This window comes from Bradyrhizobium sp. AUGA SZCCT0177 (assembly GCF_018130125.1).
Lineage (GTDB): Bacteria > Pseudomonadota > Alphaproteobacteria > Rhizobiales > Xanthobacteraceae > Bradyrhizobium.
Genome location: NZ_JAFCMA010000013.1, coordinates 24278 through 45759, shown reverse-complemented (window position 1 = coordinate 45759; position 21482 = coordinate 24278). Strand labels below are relative to the sequence as shown.

24 protein-coding genes are annotated in these 21482 nt (G+C 64.3%); 14 read left to right on the top strand and 10 right to left on the bottom strand.

Translation table 11 applies throughout. From position 1 onward, the window contains the following. Positions 1 to 5: 5 nt before the first annotated feature. Positions 6 to 1640: a thiamine pyrophosphate-requiring protein gene (locus JQ597_RS16930; protein ID WP_212265387.1), complete on the bottom strand. Its 1635-nt coding sequence runs from the start codon at positions 1638 to 1640 to the stop codon at positions 6 to 8. 270 nt (positions 1641 to 1910) lie between these two features. Next, positions 1911 to 2081: a hypothetical protein gene (locus JQ597_RS16925; protein WP_211995622.1), complete on the bottom strand. Its 171-nt coding sequence runs from the start codon at positions 2079 to 2081 to the stop codon at positions 1911 to 1913. A gap of 220 nt (positions 2082 to 2301) precedes the next feature. On the opposite strand from JQ597_RS16925, the gene JQ597_RS16920 reads away from it, so the two are divergent. Beyond that, positions 2302 to 2466, top strand: coding sequence for a Flp family type IVb pilin (locus tag JQ597_RS16920; protein WP_212265386.1), 165 nt, complete (start codon positions 2302 to 2304; stop codon positions 2464 to 2466). Between the two features lie 21 nt (positions 2467 to 2487). Beyond that, complete coding sequence (locus tag JQ597_RS16915) at positions 2488 to 2694, top strand: hypothetical protein (RefSeq protein WP_212265385.1); 207 nt, start codon at positions 2488 to 2490, stop codon at positions 2692 to 2694. A gap of 15 nt (positions 2695 to 2709) precedes the next feature. Here the strand turns inward: JQ597_RS16915 and JQ597_RS16910 are convergent, their stop codons facing one another. After that, positions 2710 to 2946, bottom strand: a complete 237-nt coding sequence (locus JQ597_RS16910) for a hypothetical protein (RefSeq protein ID WP_212265384.1) — start codon at positions 2944 to 2946, stop codon at positions 2710 to 2712. A 29-nt stretch (positions 2947 to 2975) separates the two neighbouring features. Then, positions 2976 to 3965 carry a non-homologous end joining protein Ku gene (ku, locus tag JQ597_RS16905; protein WP_212265383.1) on the bottom strand — a complete coding sequence of 330 codons (990 nt, stop codon included), beginning with the start codon at positions 3963 to 3965 and terminating at the stop codon, positions 2976 to 2978. Between the two features lie 269 nt (positions 3966 to 4234). Between ku and JQ597_RS16900 the strand changes: the two genes are divergently transcribed. The 6 genes from JQ597_RS16900 (at position 4235) to JQ597_RS16880 (ending at position 9072) form a co-directional block, all read left to right on the top strand. Continuing rightward, entirely contained in the window at positions 4235 to 4387 is a 153-nt protein-coding gene (locus tag JQ597_RS16900; protein ID WP_212265382.1) for a hypothetical protein, read from the top strand. A gap of 114 nt (positions 4388 to 4501) precedes the next feature. Continuing rightward, positions 4502 to 4927 carry a metallophosphoesterase gene (locus JQ597_RS37665; protein ID WP_249147932.1) on the top strand — a complete coding sequence of 142 codons (426 nt, stop codon included), beginning with the start codon at positions 4502 to 4504 and terminating at the stop codon, positions 4925 to 4927. Positions 4928 to 4991: 64 nt separating this feature from the next. Continuing rightward, positions 4992 to 5159: a hypothetical protein gene (locus JQ597_RS37660; RefSeq protein ID WP_249147931.1), complete on the top strand. Its 168-nt coding sequence runs from the start codon at positions 4992 to 4994 to the stop codon at positions 5157 to 5159. 186 nt (positions 5160 to 5345) lie between these two features. Beyond that, complete coding sequence (locus JQ597_RS16890; protein ID WP_212205458.1) at positions 5346 to 6017, top strand: response regulator transcription factor; 672 nt, start codon at positions 5346 to 5348, stop codon at positions 6015 to 6017. A 105-nt stretch (positions 6018 to 6122) separates the two neighbouring features. Continuing rightward, positions 6123 to 7499, top strand: coding sequence for an ATP-binding protein (locus tag JQ597_RS16885; protein ID WP_212265381.1), 1377 nt, complete (start codon positions 6123 to 6125; stop codon positions 7497 to 7499). Positions 7500 to 7650: 151 nt separating this feature from the next. Further along, complete coding sequence (locus tag JQ597_RS16880) at positions 7651 to 9072, top strand: hypothetical protein (protein ID WP_212265380.1); 1422 nt, start codon at positions 7651 to 7653, stop codon at positions 9070 to 9072. Between the two features lie 21 nt (positions 9073 to 9093). Here JQ597_RS16880 and mntR read toward each other — a convergent pair whose 3' ends face one another. Next, the gene (gene mntR / locus JQ597_RS16875) at positions 9094 to 9570 is read right to left on the bottom strand and encodes a manganese-binding transcriptional regulator MntR (protein WP_312010846.1); all 477 of its coding nucleotides are present in this window, start codon (positions 9568 to 9570) and stop codon (positions 9094 to 9096) included. Positions 9571 to 10052: 482 nt separating this feature from the next. On the opposite strand from mntR, the gene JQ597_RS16870 reads away from it, so the two are divergent. Next, positions 10053 to 12977 carry a TonB-dependent receptor domain-containing protein gene (locus tag JQ597_RS16870; protein ID WP_212265379.1) on the top strand — a complete coding sequence of 975 codons (2925 nt, stop codon included), beginning with the start codon at positions 10053 to 10055 and terminating at the stop codon, positions 12975 to 12977. Between the two features lie 246 nt (positions 12978 to 13223). Here JQ597_RS16870 and JQ597_RS16865 read toward each other — a convergent pair whose 3' ends face one another. From JQ597_RS16865 to exbB, 3 genes are read right to left on the bottom strand one after another with little or no spacing between them, the layout of a single operon-like run. Then, positions 13224 to 13973, bottom strand: a complete 750-nt coding sequence (locus JQ597_RS16865; RefSeq protein WP_212265378.1) for an energy transducer TonB — start codon at positions 13971 to 13973, stop codon at positions 13224 to 13226. Then, the gene (gene exbD / locus JQ597_RS16860; RefSeq protein ID WP_212265377.1) at positions 13970 to 14395 is read right to left on the bottom strand and encodes a TonB system transport protein ExbD; all 426 of its coding nucleotides are present in this window, start codon (positions 14393 to 14395) and stop codon (positions 13970 to 13972) included. Before exbD ends, JQ597_RS16865 begins: the two co-directional genes overlap by 4 nt. Before the next feature lie 5 nt (positions 14396 to 14400). Continuing rightward, positions 14401 to 15123, bottom strand: a complete 723-nt coding sequence (gene exbB, locus JQ597_RS16855; RefSeq protein WP_349628848.1) for a tonB-system energizer ExbB — start codon at positions 15121 to 15123, stop codon at positions 14401 to 14403. A 623-nt stretch (positions 15124 to 15746) separates the two neighbouring features. Here exbB and ccmI point away from each other — a divergent pair. The 5 genes from ccmI to JQ597_RS16830 all read left to right on the top strand — a co-directional run bounded on the left by ccmI (position 15747) and on the right by JQ597_RS16830 (position 20456). After that, positions 15747 to 16850, top strand: coding sequence for a c-type cytochrome biogenesis protein CcmI (gene ccmI, locus JQ597_RS16850; RefSeq protein WP_212265375.1), 1104 nt, complete (start codon positions 15747 to 15749; stop codon positions 16848 to 16850). A gap of 34 nt (positions 16851 to 16884) precedes the next feature. Then, a complete protein-coding gene (gene ccmE, locus JQ597_RS16845) occupies positions 16885 to 17370 on the top strand; it encodes a cytochrome c maturation protein CcmE (protein ID WP_212265374.1) in 486 nt (161 codons plus the stop codon). After that, on the top strand, positions 17367 to 19349 hold the full coding sequence (locus tag JQ597_RS16840; RefSeq protein ID WP_212265373.1) for a heme lyase CcmF/NrfE family subunit: 1983 nt from the start codon (positions 17367 to 17369) through the stop codon (positions 19347 to 19349). The genes ccmE and JQ597_RS16840 overlap by 4 nt, the downstream gene beginning before the upstream one ends. Positions 19350 to 19353: 4 nt before the next feature. Then, the gene (locus JQ597_RS16835) at positions 19354 to 19854 is read left to right on the top strand and encodes a cytochrome c-type biogenesis protein (protein ID WP_212265372.1); all 501 of its coding nucleotides are present in this window, start codon (positions 19354 to 19356) and stop codon (positions 19852 to 19854) included. 80 nt (positions 19855 to 19934) lie between these two features. Beyond that, the gene (locus tag JQ597_RS16830; RefSeq protein WP_212265371.1) at positions 19935 to 20456 is read left to right on the top strand and encodes a DUF1993 domain-containing protein; all 522 of its coding nucleotides are present in this window, start codon (positions 19935 to 19937) and stop codon (positions 20454 to 20456) included. Positions 20457 to 20464: 8 nt separating this feature from the next. Here the strand turns inward: JQ597_RS16830 and JQ597_RS16825 are convergent, their stop codons facing one another. Next, a complete protein-coding gene (locus JQ597_RS16825) occupies positions 20465 to 20980 on the bottom strand; it encodes an MAPEG family protein (RefSeq protein ID WP_212265370.1) in 516 nt (171 codons plus the stop codon). A gap of 18 nt (positions 20981 to 20998) precedes the next feature. Further along, positions 20999 to 21436: a hypothetical protein gene (locus JQ597_RS16820; protein WP_212265369.1), complete on the bottom strand. Its 438-nt coding sequence runs from the start codon at positions 21434 to 21436 to the stop codon at positions 20999 to 21001. Between the last annotated feature and the right edge of the window lie 46 nt (positions 21437 to 21482).

Genomic DNA, 21482 nt, shown 5'->3' with positions numbered 1-21482 from the left:
GGCGATCAGGTTCCGGGCCGGGAGACCTCGGTCTCCTTGCTGGTGATGAACTCCAGCAGCACCGGAATGCCTTCCTTGGTCTTGGCGATGCCGCGCTGGATCGCGGGAATGATGTCTTCCGGCTTGGTCACCCGTTCGCCATAGCCGCCGAAGGCGCGCGCCATCGCGGCGTAGTCGCCGGAAATGTCGGTCGAGCGGTATTTCTCGGTCGAGATCGGCATCACCTTCAGCTCGATCGCCATGGAAAAATTGTTCAACAGGATCGACATGATCGGAATCCGCTCGCGCACGGCGGTCTCGAAATCCATGCCGGTGAAGCCGATCGCGGCATCGCCCCAGACATTGATGCAGAGCTTGTCGGGCTTTGCCAGTTTGGCGCCCATGGCGAGCCCAAGCCCGTAGCCGAGCTGCGTGGTCTTGCCCCAGCCGATATAGGACAACGGCTCGACCGATTTCCAGAACGGCGAGAGTTGGTCGCGCGGGCTGCCGGCATCATGGGTGATGATGGTGTTCTTGATGTCGACGGTGTGCTGCAGGTCCCACAATACGCGATAGGGATTGAGCGGGGCGTCGTTGTGGGTGAGTTTCGGCATCCACTTCGCCAGCCACTCCTTGTGCGAGGCGGCGATCTCGGCGGCGACGGCAGTGGCGTCACGATCGCTGGTGACGCTTCTGCCGATCTCTTCCAGCAGCGCATCGAGCACCAGGCCGGCATCGCCGACCAGGCCGATCCTGGCCTCGACATCCTTGTTGAGATGGTTGGGGTCCAGCGTCGAATGAATGATGGTCTTGCCCTTCGGCATCGCGATGCCGAACGAGGTCTCGGTAAAGGAGCAGCCGATGCCGAAGATCACGTCGGCCTCGCCGAGGAATTTTGGCACCGCGCGGGGCACGGCAAGGCCGCCCGAACCCAGCGACAACGGATGCGTCTCCGGAAACGACGATTTTCCGCCAAGGCTCGTGGTGACGGGGATGGCGAGACGCTCGGCCAGCCGCTTCAGTTGCGGCCAGGCCCTGGCGTAGTGCACGCCCTGGCCGGCGTAGATCACCGGCCGCTTGGCGCCGACCAATAGCGCGGCCGCTTCCTTGATGTGGACGGGATCGGCGCCGTAGCGGGTGCGCAGCACCGGCGTGTAGTTCAGCGGCTCCGGCACGTCCTCGTTCCACATATCGGCCGGGATTTCGACGATCACCGGCCCGCCGCGGCCGTTCTTCAGTTTTGTAAACGCCCGCCGGAAAATATTGCAGACTTCGGCCGCAAGAATGATCGGCTCGGAGGATTTCGAAAACGCCCGCATCGCCTGGCTGGAGTTGAAGTTCGGGTCGATATTGGCGAGCCGCCGCGCATAGCCCATCGGCAGCACCAGCACCGGGACGGATTCGCCGTAGCACTGCGCCACGCCGCCCATGGCGTTTTCGGCGCCCGGGCCGTGCTGCATGCAAAACGCGCCGATCGAATGGCCCGAGGTGACGCGGGAGATCGCATCCGCCATGTGGACGCCGATGCGTTCCTGGCGCACCATCACGGGGCGGATATCGGCATTGGCGGCATACTCGATGAGATGATTGACGGGATAGCCGCAGAGGATCTCGATCCCCTCGCGCTTCATGATTTCTGCAATCGCGGCGCCGAGCTTCATGACGGTTTCCCCCTTGTGTGCAGGCCGGTTCGTTCGGCCGATTTCTCACAGTTGGAACAGGAAATTTCCTCACCGTAAAGCGCGGGCGGCGCCTGCTCCGGGAAGTGCTGATATGCGTTTGCCGCCGGAGCGACGCTCAGACCAACACCGGCGTCAAACCGATCAGTCGGAAGTCCAGCAGTTCCCACGCGATCAGAAGATGTCGGGCAGTTCGGTGTTAGCCGCGCCGGCCTCGAAGCCGGCCGCGCTCTACGGGCGAGAGGAGGGCAACTATCTCGCCTCGTTGCGGCGATGGTTGAACATCGCCGCCATCAGGCCGAGGACATACGCCGTCAGACGGCGATCGTTGCCGGATCGCACCTCGGCGGTGCGTTGCTCTTCCAACTCATCGTTCAAGAGGCCGATGTAGTTTTTTCCTGGTTCACGCTTCTGCGTGGACATGTGCGCTCGCTCCGGAAGACGCCGATCCGCCGACCATGGCGGGGCGTTGGACAATTCAGAGTAAATTTTTGGTACCGTAGGAATACCGGTGTAGTCGTGCCTCCGGCTTAATCAGTCGTTCATCCTGTTCGTCAAAACGCCGTCAATCATTCCGCTCTAGGGTTCCATTTGGGGCACGACGCGGGAAGAATCCCGGCGGCGTCGACAGGAGCTTTCTTTCATGCGTCGATTGTTGAGGAATTTTGTCGAGGATGAGTCCGGCGCGACCGCGATCGAGTATTGTCTCATTGCGATGGGCATCGGCATCGTGATCGTTGGTGCCGTCAACGGCGTCGGCACTGCGCTCAGCACCAAATTCGAGACTGTCAGCACATCGCTCAAATAGGACGGATCGGCAGCGCGCATCATGCAGGAGCTGCTGTTCGGGACCTGGGGCTCACCAATCGTCAGCTTCGGCCGGCAGATCGTCGCCTACGGCGTGCAGCATCCGTGGCGCGTATTCGCCGCCATCCTGATTGTGGCCCTGCTGACTGACATGATGTTCCGGAACGGGCCAGCCGGCGACGGCATTGACGGCTTTGATTTTGGCGGAGATGGCGGCGACGGGGACTAGCGCCACATGACCGCGTTACCGGTCGTTTCCATCCGCATATAGCGCCTGCATCATTGCGATCCGCGCGAACATCAGCCACCCGCCGCCGGTCTCCGCAGCCCTGATCAAGTGCTCGACCGCGGTTTGCCAGCGCGCTTCCTGCTGGTCGGCTTTTGGCAGTTTCATGACGTAGTCGGCGGCCTGCTGCAGCGTCATGAGCGTGCGGCCGCCCCGCAGCGCGATCGGCTCATCGAACGGCGTCGACCACGGCATCGTGCGCTACCGGCCGAACGCCTGCGCGATCAACTGGCCTTCCTGGTGCGGGCGGACGTACGAACCGGCTTCTCGGCCTTCTTCGGCGCTTCCTTGACCGTTTCCTTGGCGGCGCGCTTGCCGCTGCCGCTGATCGGCAGCAGCATTTCGCGCTGACCGGCGGCTGCCTTGCGCGGCTTCTTGCCTTTGGCTTTGCCGTTTTCCTTGCCACTTTCCTTGGCCGCGGCGGGGGCGGCCTGTTTCTCGTTGGCGAGGCTGCGTTTCAGCGCGTCCATCAGATTGATGACGTTGCCACCGGTCTTCGGTGCCGCCTTCGCCGATGTCTTCTGGCCGTTGCGCTTCTGGTTGATCAGGTCGATCAGCGCCTGCTCGTAGCGATCCTCGAACTGTTCGGGTTCAAACGATCCGGATTTCTGCTCGACGATATGCTTGGCCAGGTCCAGCATATCCTTGGTGATCTTCACGTCCTGGATGTCGTCGAAATATTCCTTCTCGCTGCGGACCTCATAGGGGTAGCGCAGCAGGGTCCCCATCAGGCCGTTGTCGAGCGGCTCCAGTGCGATGATGTGTTCACGGTTGGTCAGCACCACGCGGCCGATCGCGACCTTGTCCATGCTGCGGATGGTTTCGCGGATCACCGCAAACGCGTCGTGGCCGACCTTGCCGTCCGGCACGAGGTAATAGGGACGGATCACGTAACGGCTGTCGATATCCGCTCTCGGTACGAACTCATCAATCTCGATGGTGCGGGTCGATTCCAGCGCGAGATCGTCAAGCTCGTCCTTCGACACCTCGATATAGGTGTCGGTGTCGATCTTGTAGCCCTTCATGATGTCTTCGTTGGCGACTTCCTCGCCGGTGTCTGCATCGACCTTGGCATATTTGATGCGATGGCCGGTCTTGCGGTTGATCTGGTTGAACGAGACCTTCTCGGTATCCGAGGTCGCCGGGTACAGGGCGACCGGGCAGGTCACGAGGGAAAGGCGCAAAAAGCCCTTCCAGTTGGCGCGGGGGGCCATGGGAAACTCCGAACAGACGCAACAGACGACCGTGAAGAATACCATCTGCAGACCTGGTTTCAAACACGGCGGGGGAGGGAATCTCCCAACGGCGTTAACCGAGACCGCGCGATATGTTCCGCCGTTCGGCTGCGACCTTTTGGACGACCTGACCGCAAAAATGTCGGGTGCAAGGCCCCGGAACATGATCTGCCATCACGCGTTGCTTTTGACAGGTGGTGGCGAAGCAATAGCTGGCATTACAGGCACTTACGCAAATGAGGTCCCCCATGGCAACGCGTCGACATGGCCAGATTATCGAAACCCCGACCGAGGCCCGTCAGGCCGAACCCGGCCCGTCGGTGCTGGCGCTCCTGTCCGTCTCAACTGGACTAGCGATCCTGATCCTGGGCGTGGTCTGGTTCGTGTTCTTCCGGACGTAAGGGACGGTGCAAATGACGGCCGCCGGCAGCCCGGCCGGACGATGCACGCCGGTTGCCGGTGGCGTGCGGTTGGAATAGCACCGTGGTGTCCCTTAGCCGGAAATGCGTACGCGGATGAGCTTCACCTACGTCATTCCGGATATTCACGGCCGTGATGATCTGCTGAGCCGCGCGCTCCTGGAGATCGACGCACATGCGTCCGGCAAAATCGGCGTCATCGTCACCATCGGCGACTACGTCAACAAGGGCCCGCAGAGCAGGCAGGTGATCGAGCGGCTGCTGCCAGGCATTGGCGGCGGCTGGCGGTTTGTTGCGCTGAAGGGCAATCACGACGCGATGATGGTCGAAGGGCTGCGCGATCCGGCGAAGCAGGCTTTTTGGCTGGAGCGGGGCGGCGACACGGCGCTGGCGTCCTATGGCGGCGGTGCCGCACGCCCATATCGCGTGGCTCGATCAATTGCGGCTGCTGTATGTCGATGCGCACCGCCTCTATGTGCACGCGGGCGTCGAAGCAGGGACGCCGCTGGAGAAGCAGAGTGAAAAAACCCTGTTATGGAAACGCTACCCGAAGGACGATTCGAGCGGGTTCGGCGAACTCCACGTCGTGCACGGCCACGACAATGATCCCGAAGGCCCACTGTTGTACGAGGGCCGCACCAATCTCGACACCGCCGCCTGGAAAACCGGACGGCTGACGGTTGGGGTGTTCGACGATGGCCGGCCGGGCGGCCCTGTCGATTTCATCGTGGTCCGTGGGGCAGACGGTCGTTAGCCGCGCTTTTGGGCGCTTTGGGCGGCCGATTCGGCATGCCAGGCGTTACCTGCGACTGACGGCCGCGCCGTTGCGGGCCGCCATGAAGAAAAAGTAACCTAGCGCGGAGTAACCGTTCATTGGCCGTTCACGCCGGTGAGCCTCATCTTGTGGCAGGTTTCGTGAAGTTCACCATTGGAGGCCAGCGTGCGCCTGCTTGTCGTCGAAGATGACCCCGATCTCAACCGTCAGCTTACGACGGCGCTGACGGATGCCGGTTATGTGGTCGATCGCGCGTTCGACGGCGAGGAGGGGCACTACCTCGGTGACAGTGAACCCTATGACGCCGTCGTTCTCGACATCGGCCTGCCGAAGATGGACGGCATCTCGGTGCTGGAGTCGTGGCGCCGCAACGGACGGGCGATGCCGGTGTTGATCCTCACCGCCCGCGACCGCTGGAGCGACAAGGTGCAGGGCTTCGACGCCGGCGCCGACGACTATGTCGCAAAGCCCTTTCACCTCGAAGAAGTCCTGGCGCGGATCCGCGCGCTGCTCCGCCGTTCGACCGGTCACGCCCAGTCGGAACTGACCTGCGGCCCGGTTTCGCTGGACACCCGCACCGGCCGGGTCAGCGTATCCGGTAATCCGATCAAGATGACGTCGCACGAATATCGCTTGCTCGCCTATCTCATGCATCATACCGGGCGCGTGGTGTCGCGCACCGAACTGGTCGAACATCTCTATGACCAGGATTTTGACCGCGATTCCAACACCATCGAAGTGTTCGTCGGCCGGATCCGCAAGAAGCTCGACGTCGATATCATCCAGACCGTGCGCGGGCTCGGCTATCTCCTGACGCCGCCCGCCCCGGGCACGTGACTGCCGGCCTCTGATTAAAGGCGTTGACGAAGCAACACGCTTACTTCTTTGTTTGAGCATGTTTTTGTCTGAAAACCGGCCGCCACTTTTCCGGATCGCGTCCTGATGCGCGGCTCCTCGCTCGCCACACGGTTGTTCCTGTCGGCGACCGCGTGGGTGGTGGTGATCCTTGTCATCACCGGGTTCGTGCTGTCGTCGGTCTATCGCGATGCCACCGAGCGCGCCTTCGACCGCCGCCTCAATCTCTATCTGCGCACGCTGATTGCCGAGGTCGCCACGCCGGACGAGCCGCCCGACCACCCGTTCCAGTCGCTCGGCGAGCCGTTGTTCGAACTGCCGCTGTCGGGGTGGTACTGGCAGGTCGTGCGCACCGACGGCGACAAGCCCGAAGCGCGGGTGTCGCGTTCGCTGTGGGACAAGAAGCTGCCGAAACTCGAGGAGCACGGCGCCGAACTGACCGCGGCCGGCATCCGTCTCGGCTATGTCGACGGCCCCGAGGGGCAGACCTTGCGGATGGTGGAGCGGCCGGTCGACCTCGGCGCGGACGGCAAATTCCTGATCGGCGTCGCCGGCGATGCCGGCGAGATCTTCGACGAGACGCGCAGCTTCGACTATTACCTCGGCGGCACCTTCGCGGCGCTCGGCATCGTGCTGCTGCTGACCACGATCTTCCAGGTCCGCTTCGGGCTTGCGCCGCTCAAGCGCATTTCCGAATCGATCGCCGATATCCGTTCCGGCCGTGCCGAACGGCTGGAGGGCGAGTTTCCTGTCGAGATCGCGCCACTGGCGCGCGAGACCAACGCGCTGATCGACGCCAACCGGGAAATCGTCGAGCGCGCCCGCACCCATGTCGGCAATCTCGCCCACGCCATCAAGACGCCGTTATCGGTCATCGTCAACGAGGCCGCCGCGCACCCCGTCGATGCCTTTGCCAGCAAGGTGCTGGAGCAGGCCGACGTGATGCGTGATCAGGTGGCGCATCATCTGGAGCGCGCGCGCATCGCCGCGCGCGTCACGGTGGTCGGCACCGTCACCGAGGTCGCGCCCGCGATCGAGGCGTTGCGACGGACGATGGAAAAGATCCACCGGGATCGCGCCATCGCGATCAATCTGAAAGCCGATCCTCGCGCGAAGTTTCGCGGCGAACGCCAGGACCTCGAGGAGATGGCCGGCAACCTGGTCGACAACGCCTGCAAATGGGCCGCCGCGCAGGTCCTGATCGAGGTGCTGGTCGAGTCGGCGGCGGAGCCTAGCGCCGGGCCGCGGCTGCGGATCATCGTCGATGATGACGGCCGCGGGCTGTCGGCCGACGAGCGCGCGCAGGTCTCGCGGCGCGGACAGCGGCTGGACGAATCCAAGCCGGGCTCTGGCCTCGGGCTCTCGATCGTGGTCGATCTCGCCGCCCTCTATGGCGGTAGCCTTGCGCTCGGCGATGCCCCGATCGGCGGGTTGCGGGCCGAGCTGGTGCTGCCGGGGGTTTGAGCGCGAAAAGCGATTGAATCCGGTCCGGGGGACCGGCCATGCCGCCCTTGATTTCATCATTCCTAAACGACTTCTTAACGCGCGCACTTTTATGATGGCGGTTGGACGCGCTTTGCCGTCCGGACGACACACGCATATCCACACCGGGCGCATGAGCCAGACATCGACCGAGCGGCTGAGGGACTATCTCGCCCAGCTCCCGCCTCAGGCGCAGGCGCTGCTGATGCGCTCGTTCGAGCGCGCGATCGAGCGCGGCGAGGAAGTCGCGGTCGCCACCCTCGTGCTCGAGCAATTGCGCAAAGTGGTGCGCGGAACCGAGGAAGACGAGGAAATACGGCCGCGGACCGACGATCCGGCGCGCCTGCTGTTTCGCCCCATCGAGCCGTTTCTGGTCGAAAGCAATTTCCCGATGCGGCAGGGCCAGATCCGCCGCACCTCGCTGCTGCCGGTCTGGCAATGGTTGGCCCGGGACGGCGCGCCGGAGCAGGCGCGGGCCTTCGAAGCCGCGCTGGCCGAGATCAGGCTGAGCGGTTCGACCGCGGGACTGGAATCGGAGACGCGCAAATTCCAGCTCGCCGCCGCTGAGGCGATCGCCAAGGTCGCGGCGCCGGTGCAGGGCGACGATCGGCAGCGTTCGCTCGCCCGTATCGGCCCGCCCAACGTCGTCGAGGACTTCCTGTCGATCGGGTCGGTTTTGCGGGCCCGCGAGGCGATGGACACGCTGGGCAGCCGGCTTCCCAGCCAGTTGCGGGCGTTGTCGGAATCCCAGATCGCGTCGGTGACCTCGGCGCTCAATGTTCCCTCGCTGCAGACGCCGCAACTGCTGCCGTTCGCGCTGTCGCTGATCATGCAGCGGCTGGCGGCGCCGTGGCAGATCATCCGCCTCGCGATCAAGATGGCGGCTTCCGACGATGAAATTCGTGTCGCCGCGACGCCGTACGGCATCGCCGTCACGCTCGCGCTGCACGATCTGTCCTTTCTCGCGGCCTGCCTGCGCACCGACATCAGGCGTGGCCAGTTCGACAATGTCAGCGAACAGCTGAAGACGCTGCATGACGGCGTGCGCGGCCTGCGCACCGAACTCGATCTGCGCAACGATTCCACGTGGGGCAAGCAGCTGACCTCGATCCGCGCCGACATTTCCAATTCGCTGCAGTCGGAAATCGACAGCGTGCCCGGCCGGGTCCGGCGCATCCTGCGCCAGCGCGCCGACAAGGACATTTCGTCGGCTCCCAAAATCGACGCCACGGACGTCGAGGAAACCGCGGCCCTGATCGATTTCGTCGCGGTTTGCCGCACCTATGCCAGCGAACTTGCGATCAACGAGGTCACGTTGCGGACCTATTCCGACCTGCAGCATTATGTCGAGCACTCGACCGAGGCGCTGGTGCAGGCGCTGCGCGGCGGCGACACCAAGGCGCGCGCCTACCGGCAAATGCAGGCCAAGGCGGCGATCCGCTTCTGCGAAGTCCTGTTCGGCCATGATTACGCGTCGCTGATGAGCAGGGCGGCCGAAAACGCCGTCACGGGCGAGCGCAAATCCGCCGAGCGCAAGTCCACCCGCAACGGATAGGACGCCAGGGCCGTCGCACCCTCACACCTTGCGGCGATCCTTGTTCGCGCGCAGGAATTCGGCGAACGCCTTCAGCGTCACATCCGACACGTGATGTTCGATGCCCTCGGCATCGCCCTCTGCCGCTTCCTGCGGGACGCCCAGCGCCAGCAAGACATCCACCACAAGGCGGTGACGCGCGCGGACTCGCTTGGCGAGCGTCTCGCCCTTCTCGGTCAGGAACACCCCGCGATAGGGCCGCGCGGTCACGAGATCTTCCCGCTTCAACCGCGCGATGGTGTCGATGGCCGTCGGGTGCGACACGCCGAGCCGGCGTGCGATATCGGTCGGGCGCGCCTCGCCGGTCGTGCCTAACAGATCGGAGATCAGTTCGACATAATCTTCCAGAACCGCGGTCGAACGCGCCGAGCGCGCTTTTCCAAAGCGGCGCGCCTGCGTTTGCTCCGTGGGGAGCGGCTGCATCGATTTGGCCCGGTCTGTCGAGGGCTTGCGCAACACGGCACCTTTCCAGGCGAATCCATCGAGAGGAGGCAGACCATGGCGCGCTGCCGACCACATTGCAAGTTGGCGGCGTGTCGCGAATCCGCAACAGGCCGGCACGAGCTTGCGACGACCGGCCGCGGCATCTTGACAGTTAACGGGGCAACATTAACATGTAGCCTTACCTACGTTTTAAGGTCGCAGCTTATCCGGACCGGTTCCTGTAGCGCGATGAAGGTTGGGGAAAGATGCGCGCGACACGAATGGCCCTTCTGGGCACGTCTGCATTTGCAATGGTATGTTTGAGCCAGGCTGCCGCCCTCTCGCAGACGGCTACGCCTGCGCCATCGGCGTCTCCGGCCGCACCTCAGGCGCCTTCCGAACCATCCGCGCCGGCAGCCCCAGCAACGGGACAAGCCCCGGCGGCGCAGACGGCACCGCCGCAACCGGCCACCGCCGCCGGGCCGCAAGACAAGCCCGCCGCTCCGGCTGAAATCGACATGCCGCAAGTGACCGTGGAGGGGCGCCAGCCCAAGCCGGCGCGGCGGGCAGGGCGCTCCGAGCCCGGCCGGCCTTCACGGGCCATCGCGGCACCGCTGCCTGGTCCCGCCCCGGCGGCCGCGCCTGCCTCGCCCTTCAATCCACCGTTTGCGCCGTTGTCGACGATCGGCAGCAATCAAATCCAGGCCGGCAGCAGCAATGGAGGGTTTGGCAGCCTGTTCTCGACCATGCCCGGCGCAACTTCCGCAGGCCTAGCCACGGAATCGTCCCGCCCCATTCTGCGTGGCTTGTCGGATGCCAAGGTCCGCATTCAGGAGAACGGCGTCGGTGCGGTCGACGTGTCGGATATCGCGCAGGACCACGCCGTACCGATCGATCCTCTCGCGATCCAGAAGGTCGACGTCGTTCGCGGACCGGGAGCGCTCCGGTTCGGCTCGCAGGCCGTCGGCGGCGTGGTCGACGTCAACAACAACCGAATTCCGACCGCCGCTCCAGTGGGTGGGGTGGCCGCGGAACTGAGATCGGGTGTGACGAGCGTCAACAAAGGATGGGAAAGCGGTCTGTTGCTGGATGCCGGCGGTCGCAACGCCGCCGTTCACGCCGACATCTATGGGCGATCCTCCAGCGATTACAGCATCCCGAGTTATCCCTATCTCGTTCCCCCAAACCCCGCGCCCGTCGGCAACGGCAGGCAACCGAACTCGGCCTCGCAGAGCGCGGGCGCGGCGGTCGGCGGCTCTTATTTGTTCGACGGCGGCTATGCCGGCATCGCGGTCTCGCGCTTCACCAGCGACTATTTCGTTCCAGGTATCGCGACCGCGGCCGCCCGCCAGCACAACGATCTCGAGCAGACCAAGATTACCAGCAAGGGCGAATATCGCCCGGACGCGGCCGCGCTTGCGGCCGTCAGGTACTGGACCGGATATTCGGAGTACAGGCATGACGAGACTGTGCTCGCCGGTCCCGGTTACGAGGGGATCACGGCCACCTTCAAGAACACGCAGACCGAGGGCAAGATCGAGCTCGAATCTGCGGCGTTCGCCACGCCGATCGGGGCGCTGACCAGCATTGTCGGTGCGCAGGGCGCCTACCAGCAACTGGATACGGCCGGCCAGGCGATCCTGCTTCCCGCCCAGACCAGAACCGCGGCGGCGTATTTCCTCAACGAAGTACGGCACACGGACACGCTGCGCACGCAATTGGCGGGACGCATCGAGGGCGTCGATATCGCCGGAACGGCGTTCACCTTCCCGCCGAATTTTCTGCCGCCGCCCAATGAACCGGGCAGGGCCGCGGCCAAGCTCGACTTCATGCCGAAGAGCGTCAGTTTCGGAATCATCAAGGATCTTCCGTCCTACCTGGTGGCGAGCCTGACGCTGCAGCGGATCGAACGCGCACCGCGCGCGCTTGAATTGTTCGCGCAAGGTCCTGATGGTTCGGAGAAGACCTTCAAGATCGGCAATCCGAACCTGGGGATCGAGACCGCGCAGACGGCGGAAATCGGCCTGAAGCGCACGGCCGGCGATTTCAGGTTCGCCGCGAACGCCTATTACACGTCGTACGACAAGTTCATCTTCTCGCGCGCCACCGGCATCCTTTGCCAGGAAACGTTTGCCACATGCGGAGCCGGCACCGATTACATCCAGGTCAATTACGATCAGCGCGACGCGACGTTTCGCGGCGGCGAGCTGGCCTGGCAATGGGACGTCGCACCGCTCGCCAACGGTACGTTCGGTGTGGACGGACAATTCGATGTCGTGCGCGCGACGTTCACCGACGGCAGCAATGTTCCGCGCATCCCGCCGATGCGGCTCGGCGGCGGCGCCTATTGGCGGAACGACAGCTGGTTTGCCCGCGTCGGCCTGCTGCACGCATTCGCGCAGAACGACGTTTCGCAGTTCGATACGACGACCGGCGGATACGATCTGCTCAAGGTGCAGCTGGAGAACCGGCAGTTCTGGAAGGATTCGCCGTGGGGCGCGGTCGAGGTCGTGACCGGACTGGTCGGCGACAATCTGCTCAACGCCAACATCCGCAATGCCGTTCAATTCCACAAGGACGAGATCCTGCAGCCCGGGCGCGGTTTCAAGCTCTTTCTCAACGTCAAATACGGCGTCGATCGGCCGAGCGGAGCGCCGGGTTCGTCCTTCGGGATGGCGCGGGGGCCGGGCGGCAGCATGTACTACAAATCGCCGCGGATGCTCGACGCGGCCTGGAACTGGGCAGGCATCTATGCCGGCGGCAATGTCGGGTATGTCGGCGGCAGGGCTGTTACCAGCGCGGTGTTCAGCGAGGATGCGACCGGCCTGCCGTTTGACGGCGGCCGCCTGTTCTCCACGCGCGGCAGCGCCAGTATTGGCGGGCAGGCCGGCTACAATTGGATCTCCGGCCGATTGGTCGCCGGCATCGAAGGCGATTTCGAGTACCGCAATCAGCGCGGACGCAGCACCACGACATGTCCCGGCAATGTCTGCAACGCGGCGCTGGCTCCGCTCGACGCACCCGTGACGGCAAGCCTGGATTACCAACTGGGATGGGTCGCCTCCGTTCGCGGGCGCGTCGGCGCGCTCGTTTCACCCGGCCTGCTTGCCTATGTCACGGCGGGCGTGCCGTTCGGCAAGATAACGACGTCGACGTCGGTCACAGGTTTCGATAATGCGGGTGCCGCGACGACCGCAGCTTTGAATACCGACACCTACCGGTTTGGCTGGGCCGTCGGCGGCGGTCTGGAGACCCGCCTCGCGGGCAACTGGACCGGCAAGCTCGAATATCTTCACATGGATTTCGGTTCGGTGCGTTCCACGCCGGCCACCGCCGCCAACACGGCGGTCGCGTTCGATTCCAACACGAGGGTGACCAGCGATGGCGTCAGGGTCGGCGTGAACTACAAGTTCGGCGCCGGCGGCGCGATCATTGCGGATTGATCCGGTGTTGTGGCGCAAACTGGGCTGGCGGCGGCCTCTGTCACAAGACTTTCAAATACGTCTGCTCATACTTTGTCCAGCTGGCTATGGCCTCTGCCGTGGGGCAGGACAATTGATATGGTCGGCGGGGCCGCCTGAATTTTAGAGCAAGGCAGGCGGCCCACTCAGTTTCACCGATGCCTGGTTCCTGACGCCGCCGCCCCGGACGTCTGATATCTGCAACTCTGCAGTCCGTTCTTGTCCGCGCTATTTCACGGTGAAGCGGATCGGTAGTCTCACGACAACAGAATCGCCCGGAAAATTTGCGGGCGGCGTCGGAAAAGGCTCCGCGCGCTTGAGCAGCGCGACCGCTTCCTCGTCGAGCGCGCTGGAGCCCGAACTTTCAATCACGCGCGCGTTGGCCACCATTCCCTTGCGATCGAGCGCAAACGACACGCGTGCCGTCCCTTGCCGCGGCCGCGCGGCTTCCGGATAGCGCTTGTTCTTTTCGATCAAGGCGAGGACTTTGGTTCGCCATGTCACCGCGGCTTCCGAATCTTTCACATTCGGCGCGCCCTGTGTCGGCGCCACCGCCACCGGCGCGATGCGCTCCGGGACAGCTGCGGGTGCCGACGTGGTAGCGGCCGCCGCCTGCTGCTGCGGCGTCACCTCAGGCTGTGGTTTGCTCTGCAGCGCCACGGCCGCATCCGGATTGGGCGCGGGGGGCAGCTCAGGTGTTTCATCGGGCGGAGTCACGTCGGGCTTCGCCACGGGCTGCGCTTCCGACATCACCTGTTCCGGGCCGGGCGCGACATCGGATGGTGTGGTCGAAGGCGCTGCCGGCAACGGTGCGAGGTCGACCACGATCGCACCGGAAGGCTCGGTCGCCGCGACGTCGTCCGGATAGCGCCAGGTCGCTAGAGTGGCCGTCACACCGGCGTAGACGCACAGCACCGCAAGGCCGCTCAGCATCCAGCGTTGCAGGTCGGAACGATCTTCGGCCGCAAGCTGCATCATGGCGACGAGGCTTGTTCCAGTCCGACCAAGGCGACTTTCAGATAGCCGGCGGCGCGCAGCATGTTCATCACCTGCATCACCTCGCCATACGGGACGAGCTTGTCGGCGCGCAGGAAAATTCGGCTGTCCTTATGGCCGTTGGTGCTCGCATCGAGCACGCCGGGCAGCGCGGCGCGGCCGACCGTCTCGTTCCCGACCGACAGCGAAAGGTCCGGCTTGACCGTCAGATAGACCGGCTTGTCAGGCCGCGGCTGCGGCTCCGCATTCGACGCCGGAAGATCGACCGCGATGTCGACGGTGGCGAGCGGTGCGGCGACCATAAAGATGATGAGCAGGACAAGAATGACATCGATGAACGGTGTCACATTGATCTCATGGACCTCAGCAAGATCGCCATTGCTCTGGTTCACGCTGACAGCCATGGCCGTTACTCCGCCGCCGCGAGATGTCGCCGGACGAGCAGGGCGCCGCCGTCGAGGTCGCGGCCAACGAGGCGGGTGATCTCGGATGATCCGTCGCCGAGCAGCGCGCGGTACGAGCTGATCTGGCGCGCGAACAGATTGTAGATCATGACGGCGGGTATAGCCGCCACCAGCCCAAGCGCCGTCGCCAGCAGCGCCTCGGCGATCCCCGGTGCGACCACCGCGAGATTGGTGGTTTGCGACTTCGAGATCCCGATAAAGCTGTTCATGATTCCCCACACCGTTCCGAACAGTCCGACAAAGGGACCGGTCGATCCGATGGTTGCCAGCACGCCGGTGCCGAACCCGATGCGCCTGCTTGCCGCCGCCTCGATCTGCTGAAGCCGGGACGCAACCCGGGTCTTGATCCCTTCCTTGTCCATTCGATCGGTGCTCAACTTCAATTCCGCCATCGCGCCCTCGAGCAATTGGGCAACCGCCCCCTCGGGCACCTGCCGCACGGCGTCTTCCACGTTTCTTGCGTCTGCAAGTTCGCGCAAGGCGTTCTTCGCATTGCGGCGCGCCTTGATCAGTTCGATCGTCTTCGACAGCCACACCGTCCAGGTTACCACGGTCGCAAAGACCAGGCCGATCATCACGGCTTTGACGACGATGTCGGCCTGCATGAACATGCCCCAGGGGCTGAGATCCCGAGGCAGCAGCGCGGCCGCGATCGCGGTTCTGTCCACTCCATCCTGTGCCGACGCCGGAAGCGATGGGAACAAGAACGGCAGCGCAAGCAACGCGGCGCCGCGGCGAACCTTCGGGCCATCCAGAATTCCAACAAGGCCAAAGGGAAGGGCGTCGCGTCGAAGAGCTTTCCAGGATCGCATCGGTTTTGCCTCTAAGGGGCTGGGAATTAACGTATTCACCCCATTGTGTAGCATCGCCTACGTCTTGGTGCAAATGCTATAGCTTGGTGCTGCATCCTCCAGCGGCCGCGTCGGGAATGTTTGATCGCACACGCCAGATTTCCGTCGCCAAGATCAAAAGGTAGGCACCTGCATGTCTCCGGATGCATAAATATATATGTTCAATTTAAGATTGAGTCAGTGCGGCGAATCCGGCGCTCGGGCTGGGTGGCGTGACTCACGCGTCACTCTCCGGGGATTGCAGGATCTGCGCGAAGTTTCTCGTCGGTTCGCGCGTCGCGCCGGCTGACTCTGCGGCGCCCACACGGGTGAGTCTGCGACCACTCCGGTTTCCCCGGTTTTTCTGCCGCAATTGTCAATTGCCGGGCTTGCCGCCGGTGGTGTAAAGCGGCGCTATCGGTGCCTGCTTCGTAGGCGCCGTTCCGCCCGGGAACCGCTTGATGACGCTGTGGTTTGTGTTCGCGCTGATGACGGTCGCGGCGATCTTTGCCGTGCTCTGGCCGTTGAGTCGCGGTTCGGCGGTGCAAGCCGGTGGCAGCGAGGCTGCCGTTTACAGGGACCAGCTCACCGAGATCGATCGCGATGTCGCCGCCGGCCTGATTGGGCCCTCGGAAGCGGAAGCCGCGCGCGTCGAGATCAGCCGTCGCTTGCTGGCGGCCGCGGATGGCAGGGATGACCTGCCGGCCCAGGCGAACCTCGGGCTACGCCGGGCCTCGACCGTCCTGGCGCTGGTGGGGCTGCCGGTTGCGGCGGTTGCTTTCTACCTTTCGTTGGGATCGCCGCAGCTCGGTGATTTCCCGCTCGCCAGCCGCAGCCGCGCCCCCGACGTCAACCAGCCGATCGACAATCTGATCGCGCAGGTCGAGGCGCATCTGGAAAAAAATCCGACCGACGGCCGCGGCTGGAGCGTGCTGGCCCCGGCATTGGCGCGGCTCGGCCGCTACGACGACGCGATCCGCGCGCTGCGCAATTCGATCACTTACAATGGCGACAGCGCCGAGCGTCGGTCCGATCTCGGCGAAGCCCTGACCGGTTCGGCGGGCGGCGTCGTGACCTCGCAGGCCAAAGCCGAATTCGAACGCGCGGCGGCGCTGAACGCCGACGAGCCCAAAGCCGGCTATTTCCTCGGGCTTGCCGCCGAGCAGGATGGCCGTCGCACCGACGCCGCCGCGATCTGGCGCGCGATGCTGGCCAAGGCGCCGGCCGATGCGCCGTGGCGGCCGCTGGTTCAGGCCGCATTGGTGCGGGTCGGCGGTCCGGCGGCACCCGCGCTGTCGAATGATGCGATGGCTGCGGCCAAGGACATGAACGAGGCCGACCGCGGCGCGATGATCCGCGGCATGGTCGACCGCCTTGCCACACGGCTGAAGCAGGACGGCGACGATGTTGAGGGATGGTTGCGGCTGGTGCGGGCCTATATGGTGATGGGCGAGCGCGACAAGGCGGTGAGCGCGCTAGGCGATGCACGCCAGGCGGTTGCCAACGATGCCGAACGCTTGCGCCAGCTCAATGAAGGCCTGAAGAATCTCGGGCTTGACGGATGATGGAACCCATCATGCAGGGAACCAAAGGATTATCATGACGCGCAAGCAGCGGCGTTTGACCATGATCGGCGGTTCGCTCGCGGTGCTCGCGGTGGCGGCGGCGCTCGTGCTGAACGCGATGCGCGATTCCATCGTGTTCTTTTCCACCCCCTCGATGGCGGCCGAGAAGCAGATTCCGGCCGGCAAGCGCTTCCGCCTCGGCGGCCTGGTTCAGCCGGGATCGCTGGTGCGCGGCGACAATCTGGCGGTGAATTTCAGCGTCGCCGACGGCGCCGCGAAGTTGCCCGTTGCCTACAAGGGAATCCTGCCCGACCTGTTCCGTGAAGGGCAGGGCGTCATCGCCGAGGGCGCGATCGACGCAACAGGCGTGTTCAGGGCCGACACCGTGCTCGCCAAGCATGACGAGACCTACATGCCCAAGGACGTCGCCGACGCGCTGAAGAAGCAGGGGCATTGGAAAGACGATTACGGCGCCAAGCCCAGCGCTTCGGCGGTGCCCACGCAGGGGGCGCCTAAGTGATCGCGGAAGCCGGACATTACGCGCTGGTGCTGGCGCTGGCGCTGTCGCTGATCCAGTCGACGGTGCCGATCGCCGGGGCGCGCTGGGGCGATGTCGCCTTGATGAATGTCGCGCGCTCCACGGCGCTGGCGCAATTGCTGTTCGTGGCGGTGTCGTTCACGGCGCTGGTGATGCTCCATGTCGGTTCCGATTTCTCCGTCGCCAACGTGTTCGAGAATTCGCACTCGACCAAACCGCTGCTCTACAAGATCACCGGCGTCTGGGGTAATCACGAAGGCTCGATGCTGCTGTGGGTGGCGATCCTTGCGCTGTTCGGCGGTCTCGTCGCGGCCTTCGGCAACAATCTGCCGCTGTCGCTGCGCGCCCATGTGCTGGCGGTGCAGGGCTGGATCGCGGCCGCGTTCTATCTGTTCATCCTGATGACCTCGAACCCGTTCCTGCGCATCGCCACCCCGCCGATCGAGGGCCGCGATCTCAATCCGGTGCTGCAGGACATCGGCCTCGCGGTGCATCCGCCGATGCTCTATCTCGGCTATGTCGGATTCTCGATTTCGTTTTCGTTTGCGGTCGCAGCCCTTCTCGAAGGGCGGATCGATGCGGCCTGGGCGCGCTGGGTGCGGCCCTGGACGCTGGTAGCGTGGATATTCCTCACGCTCGGCATCGCGATGGGCTCGTACTGGGCCTATTACGAACTCGGCTGGGGCGGCTGGTGGTTCTGGGACCCGGTCGAGAATGCCTCGCTGATGCCGTGGCTCGCCGGCACCGCGCTGTTGCATTCCGCCGTTGTGATGGAGAAGCGCAACGCGCTGAAGGTCTGGACCATACTTCTTTCGATCCTGACCTTCTCGCTGTCGCTGCTCGGCACCTTCCTGGTGCGTTCGGGCGTGCTGACATCGGTGCATGCGTTCGCGACCGATCCGACGCGCGGCGTTTTCATCCTGCTGATCCTTTGTTTTTTCATCGGCGGCAGTCTGACGCTGTATGCCTGGCGCGCATCGACGCTGAAGCAGGGCGGGTTGTTCGCACCGATCTCGCGCGAAGGCGCGCTGGTGCTCAACAATCTGTTCCTGACCACGGCTTGCGCGACGGTGTTCGTCGGTACGCTGTATCCGCTGGCGCTGGAAGTTCTGACCGGCGACAAGATTTCGGTCGGCGCGCCGTTCTTCAATCTGACCTTCGGGCCGCTGTTCGTGCCGCTGATGATGGCGATGTCGTTCGGGCCGCTGCTGGCGTGGAAGCGCGGCGACCTGCTCGGCGCGGCGCAGCGGCTGACGGCCGCGGGCATCGCGGCGCTGGTCGCGATTGCCGTGGCGTATGCCTGGACCTATGGCGGCAGCACCTTCGCACCGCTTGCGATCGGGCTTGCGATCTTCGTCATCGTCGGCGCGATGACTGATCTCGCCGAGCGCACGGCCTTGTTCCGCGCCCCCTTTGCGACCGCGATGCAACGCGCGCGCGGCTTGCCACGGGCGACCTGGGGCACCGCGTTCGCGCATGCGGGCGTCGGCGTGGCCCTGATCGGGATCGTCTGCGAGACCACCTGGAACAGCGAATATATCGGCACCTTGAAGCCGAACGAGGTTGCCAGGGTTGCCGGTTACGAATTGAAGCTCGACGGCGTCACGCAGCGGCAGGGACCGAATTACCGCGAGATGATCGCGCAGTTCACGGTTCGTCTCGACGGCGAGAAGCTCAGCGTGATGACGCCGTCGAAGCGCAATTTCACGACGCGGGGATCGTCGACCACCGAGGCCGCGCTGCTGACGCGCGGCGCCAGCCAGCTCTATATCTCGCTCGGCGAGAGCACGAACGAAGGCGCGGTTGCGGTGCGCATCTATCATAAGCCGCTGGTGCTCTTGATCTGGTGGGGACCCGTGCTGATGGCGTTTGGCGGCATGCTGTCGCTGTCGGACCGGCGCCTGCGCGTCGGCGCGCCGAAGCCTGCGAAGGCTTCGCGGGCGTTGCAGGCCGCGGAGTGATCCATTGAAAGCGCTCCTGGCCTGGGCATTTGCTGCGTTTCTCTTGATCGGATGCCCGGCGGCCTATGCCGTGCAGCCCGACGAGATCATGGCGGACCCGGGCAAGGAAGCCCGCGCGCGCGATCTGTCGCGCGAGCTGCGCTGCATGGTGTGTCAGAACCAGTCGATCGACGATTCCGAGGCGCCGCTGGCGCGCGACTTGCGGCTGTTGGTGCGCGAGCGGATTGCGGCCGGCGACAGCAATTCGCAGGTGATCGATTTCCTGGTGGCGCGCTACGGCGAATTCGTTCTGCTGCGGCCGCGGTTCAACCCGCATACGCTGGTGCTGTGGCTGTTGCCGCCGCTGGCGCTCGGGGGTGGCGGAATGGCGCTGTGGATCTACAGCCGGCGCCGTTCGAAATTCCCGGGCACGAGAGATGAGGGTCTGCTCAAGCTGACTGCCGAGGAAGAGGCCCGCCTGGAGCGGCTGATCGCCAAGGAAACGTCGCCGGAAAAGCCGGCCTAAGCCTGTGCCGATTGCAAGCCGGCCGGTTCCGCCGTTACATTGCGCCGTCAAAAACAACATCGCCCAGGGGGAATCCAGACATGGCATTTTCGCTCTACGACGCCAGCGTGGCGAACTATCTGCAAACCCTCGGTGCCGTCAGCGGCTTTCTCGACCGCGCGCTGAGCCATTTTGAAGAGAACAACATCGATCCGGAAGCGATCGTCGAGACGCGGCTGGCTGCGGACATGCTGCCGTTCCGCTTCCAGATCATTTCCGTCGTCCAGCATTCCCGCGGCGCCATCGAAGGCGTGCAGCAGGGCCTCTTCAATCCGCCGTCGTTCAAGACCCCGTTCAACTTCGCCGGATTGCAGGCGCATGTGACGCAGGCCCGCGAGGCCTTGTCGGCGCTGACGCCGGAGGCGGTCAATGCGCTCGGCGGCAGGGACGTCATCTTCGCGCTCGGCGACCGCAAATTGCCGTTCACGGCCGAAGGCTTCCTGATGTCGTTCTCGCTGCCGAATTTCTATTTCCACGCCACCACCGCCTACGACATCCTGCGCACCAACGGCGTTCCGCTCGGCAAACGGGATTTTATGGGACGCTTGAAGTTGAAGACCTGAGGGCTGGTCTATCCCCACAGGGTCTTCCAGAGCGCCGTGCCGAGGATGCCGACGTTGAGGTAGATCGTCGACGACATGCCGAAGGCGCGATAGAGCGGGTGGATGCGGTACCCCACCCAGAACGCAAACCGCATGACGAAGAACACAATAGCGGCGGCGGCAATGACCTTGGTCTGCGCTGCCGTCAGGGTGACGCTGAGGGCGAGCGTGCCCGCCAGAAACAGCACGTATTGCTGAAGCGTGTTGTCGAGCACCCGGCCGTTGATCTCGGTCGCGGCGTCTTCCTTGTGCAGCGTTGGATCGATGGCTTCGCTGAGAAACCGGTTGTTGCCGACGGTGATGATGCCGACCAGCAGCGGGATCGCCGCAAACGCATTGGCCTTCAGTGTGAAGGCGAGCCGGCTGGCAACATCTGTGAGGGCTGCGGTATCCGGCCAAAGCCGGTAGATGCCGGCAACCGCCAGCACCATCGTCAAAACACCGCTCGCGGCTCCGATCGCAACGGTCTTCTGTTCGCGTGTCACGTCCAGCTCCTTAATCTTTCAAATGGATACGAAATGATCTCGTTCAGGCCCGGCATGTCCGGTTATCGGGGCGGCGATGGTGCTCGCGGCAATCAATTGCAGCACCACGAACAGCCCGTGCAGCGCCGTCGTCACATAGCCGACGACCAGCATGTCCGCGGCGACGAAGAGTTGCCAGAATACCAGATTGGAGGTGCCGAGCAGGACGTGAATCGCCACGGCGGTGAGATGCCAGGCGCGCGATGGTTCGGCGCGCCACATCTGAATGCCCATCAGGAAGGCCAGCCCGTGCGCCTCGATGAAGCCGAGACCGGAATAGGGCGCGGCCGCGACGATTTTGGCGACGGGCCCGCTTGCGAAAAAGATGCCGAGCACGTCGCTGTAGAAGCCGCCGGCCGAAGCGGCAAGCAGGAAGAGGGCGTTGATGCGAAGCAGCGTTTGCCGTGATGCGATCATCGTGATCTCCGTTTCCTGGCAAGTATCTCGGGCGGCGGCGCCTCGG

What these genes read in the sequence shown, in the direction of transcription:
- JQ597_RS16870 (WP_212265379.1), top strand. Translation starts at nt 10,053, where the DNA reads ATGCCGCAAGTGACCGTGGAGGGGCGCCAGCCCAAGCCGGCGCGGCGG.
- JQ597_RS16920 (WP_212265386.1), top strand. Translation starts at nt 2,302, where the DNA reads ATGCGTCGATTGTTGAGGAATTTTGTCGAGGATGAGTCCGGCGCGACC.
- ccmI (WP_212265375.1), top strand. Translation starts at nt 15,747, where the DNA reads ATGACGCTGTGGTTTGTGTTCGCGCTGATGACGGTCGCGGCGATCTTT.
- JQ597_RS16820 (WP_212265369.1), bottom strand. Translation starts at nt 21,436, where the DNA reads ATGATCGCATCACGGCAAACGCTGCTTCGCATCAACGCCCTCTTCCTG.
- JQ597_RS16915 (WP_212265385.1), top strand. Translation starts at nt 2,488, where the DNA reads ATGCAGGAGCTGCTGTTCGGGACCTGGGGCTCACCAATCGTCAGCTTC.
- JQ597_RS16885 (WP_212265381.1), top strand. Translation starts at nt 6,123, where the DNA reads ATGCGCGGCTCCTCGCTCGCCACACGGTTGTTCCTGTCGGCGACCGCG.
- JQ597_RS16925 (WP_211995622.1), bottom strand. Translation starts at nt 2,081, where the DNA reads ATGTCCACGCAGAAGCGTGAACCAGGAAAAAACTACATCGGCCTCTTG.
- ccmE (WP_212265374.1), top strand. Translation starts at nt 16,885, where the DNA reads ATGACGCGCAAGCAGCGGCGTTTGACCATGATCGGCGGTTCGCTCGCG.
- JQ597_RS16830 (WP_212265371.1), top strand. Translation starts at nt 19,935, where the DNA reads ATGGCATTTTCGCTCTACGACGCCAGCGTGGCGAACTATCTGCAAACC.
- JQ597_RS16900 (WP_212265382.1), top strand. Translation starts at nt 4,235, where the DNA reads ATGGCAACGCGTCGACATGGCCAGATTATCGAAACCCCGACCGAGGCC.
- JQ597_RS16880 (WP_212265380.1), top strand. Translation starts at nt 7,651, where the DNA reads ATGAGCCAGACATCGACCGAGCGGCTGAGGGACTATCTCGCCCAGCTC.
- exbD (WP_212265377.1), bottom strand. Translation starts at nt 14,395, where the DNA reads ATGGCTGTCAGCGTGAACCAGAGCAATGGCGATCTTGCTGAGGTCCAT.
- JQ597_RS16910 (WP_212265384.1), bottom strand. Translation starts at nt 2,946, where the DNA reads ATGCCGTGGTCGACGCCGTTCGATGAGCCGATCGCGCTGCGGGGCGGC.
- JQ597_RS16865 (WP_212265378.1), bottom strand. Translation starts at nt 13,973, where the DNA reads ATGATGCAGCTTGCGGCCGAAGATCGTTCCGACCTGCAACGCTGGATG.
- JQ597_RS16930 (WP_212265387.1), bottom strand. Translation starts at nt 1,640, where the DNA reads ATGAAGCTCGGCGCCGCGATTGCAGAAATCATGAAGCGCGAGGGGATC.
- ku (WP_212265383.1), bottom strand. Translation starts at nt 3,965, where the DNA reads ATGGCCCCCCGCGCCAACTGGAAGGGCTTTTTGCGCCTTTCCCTCGTG.
- JQ597_RS37665 (WP_249147932.1), top strand. Translation starts at nt 4,502, where the DNA reads ATGAGCTTCACCTACGTCATTCCGGATATTCACGGCCGTGATGATCTG.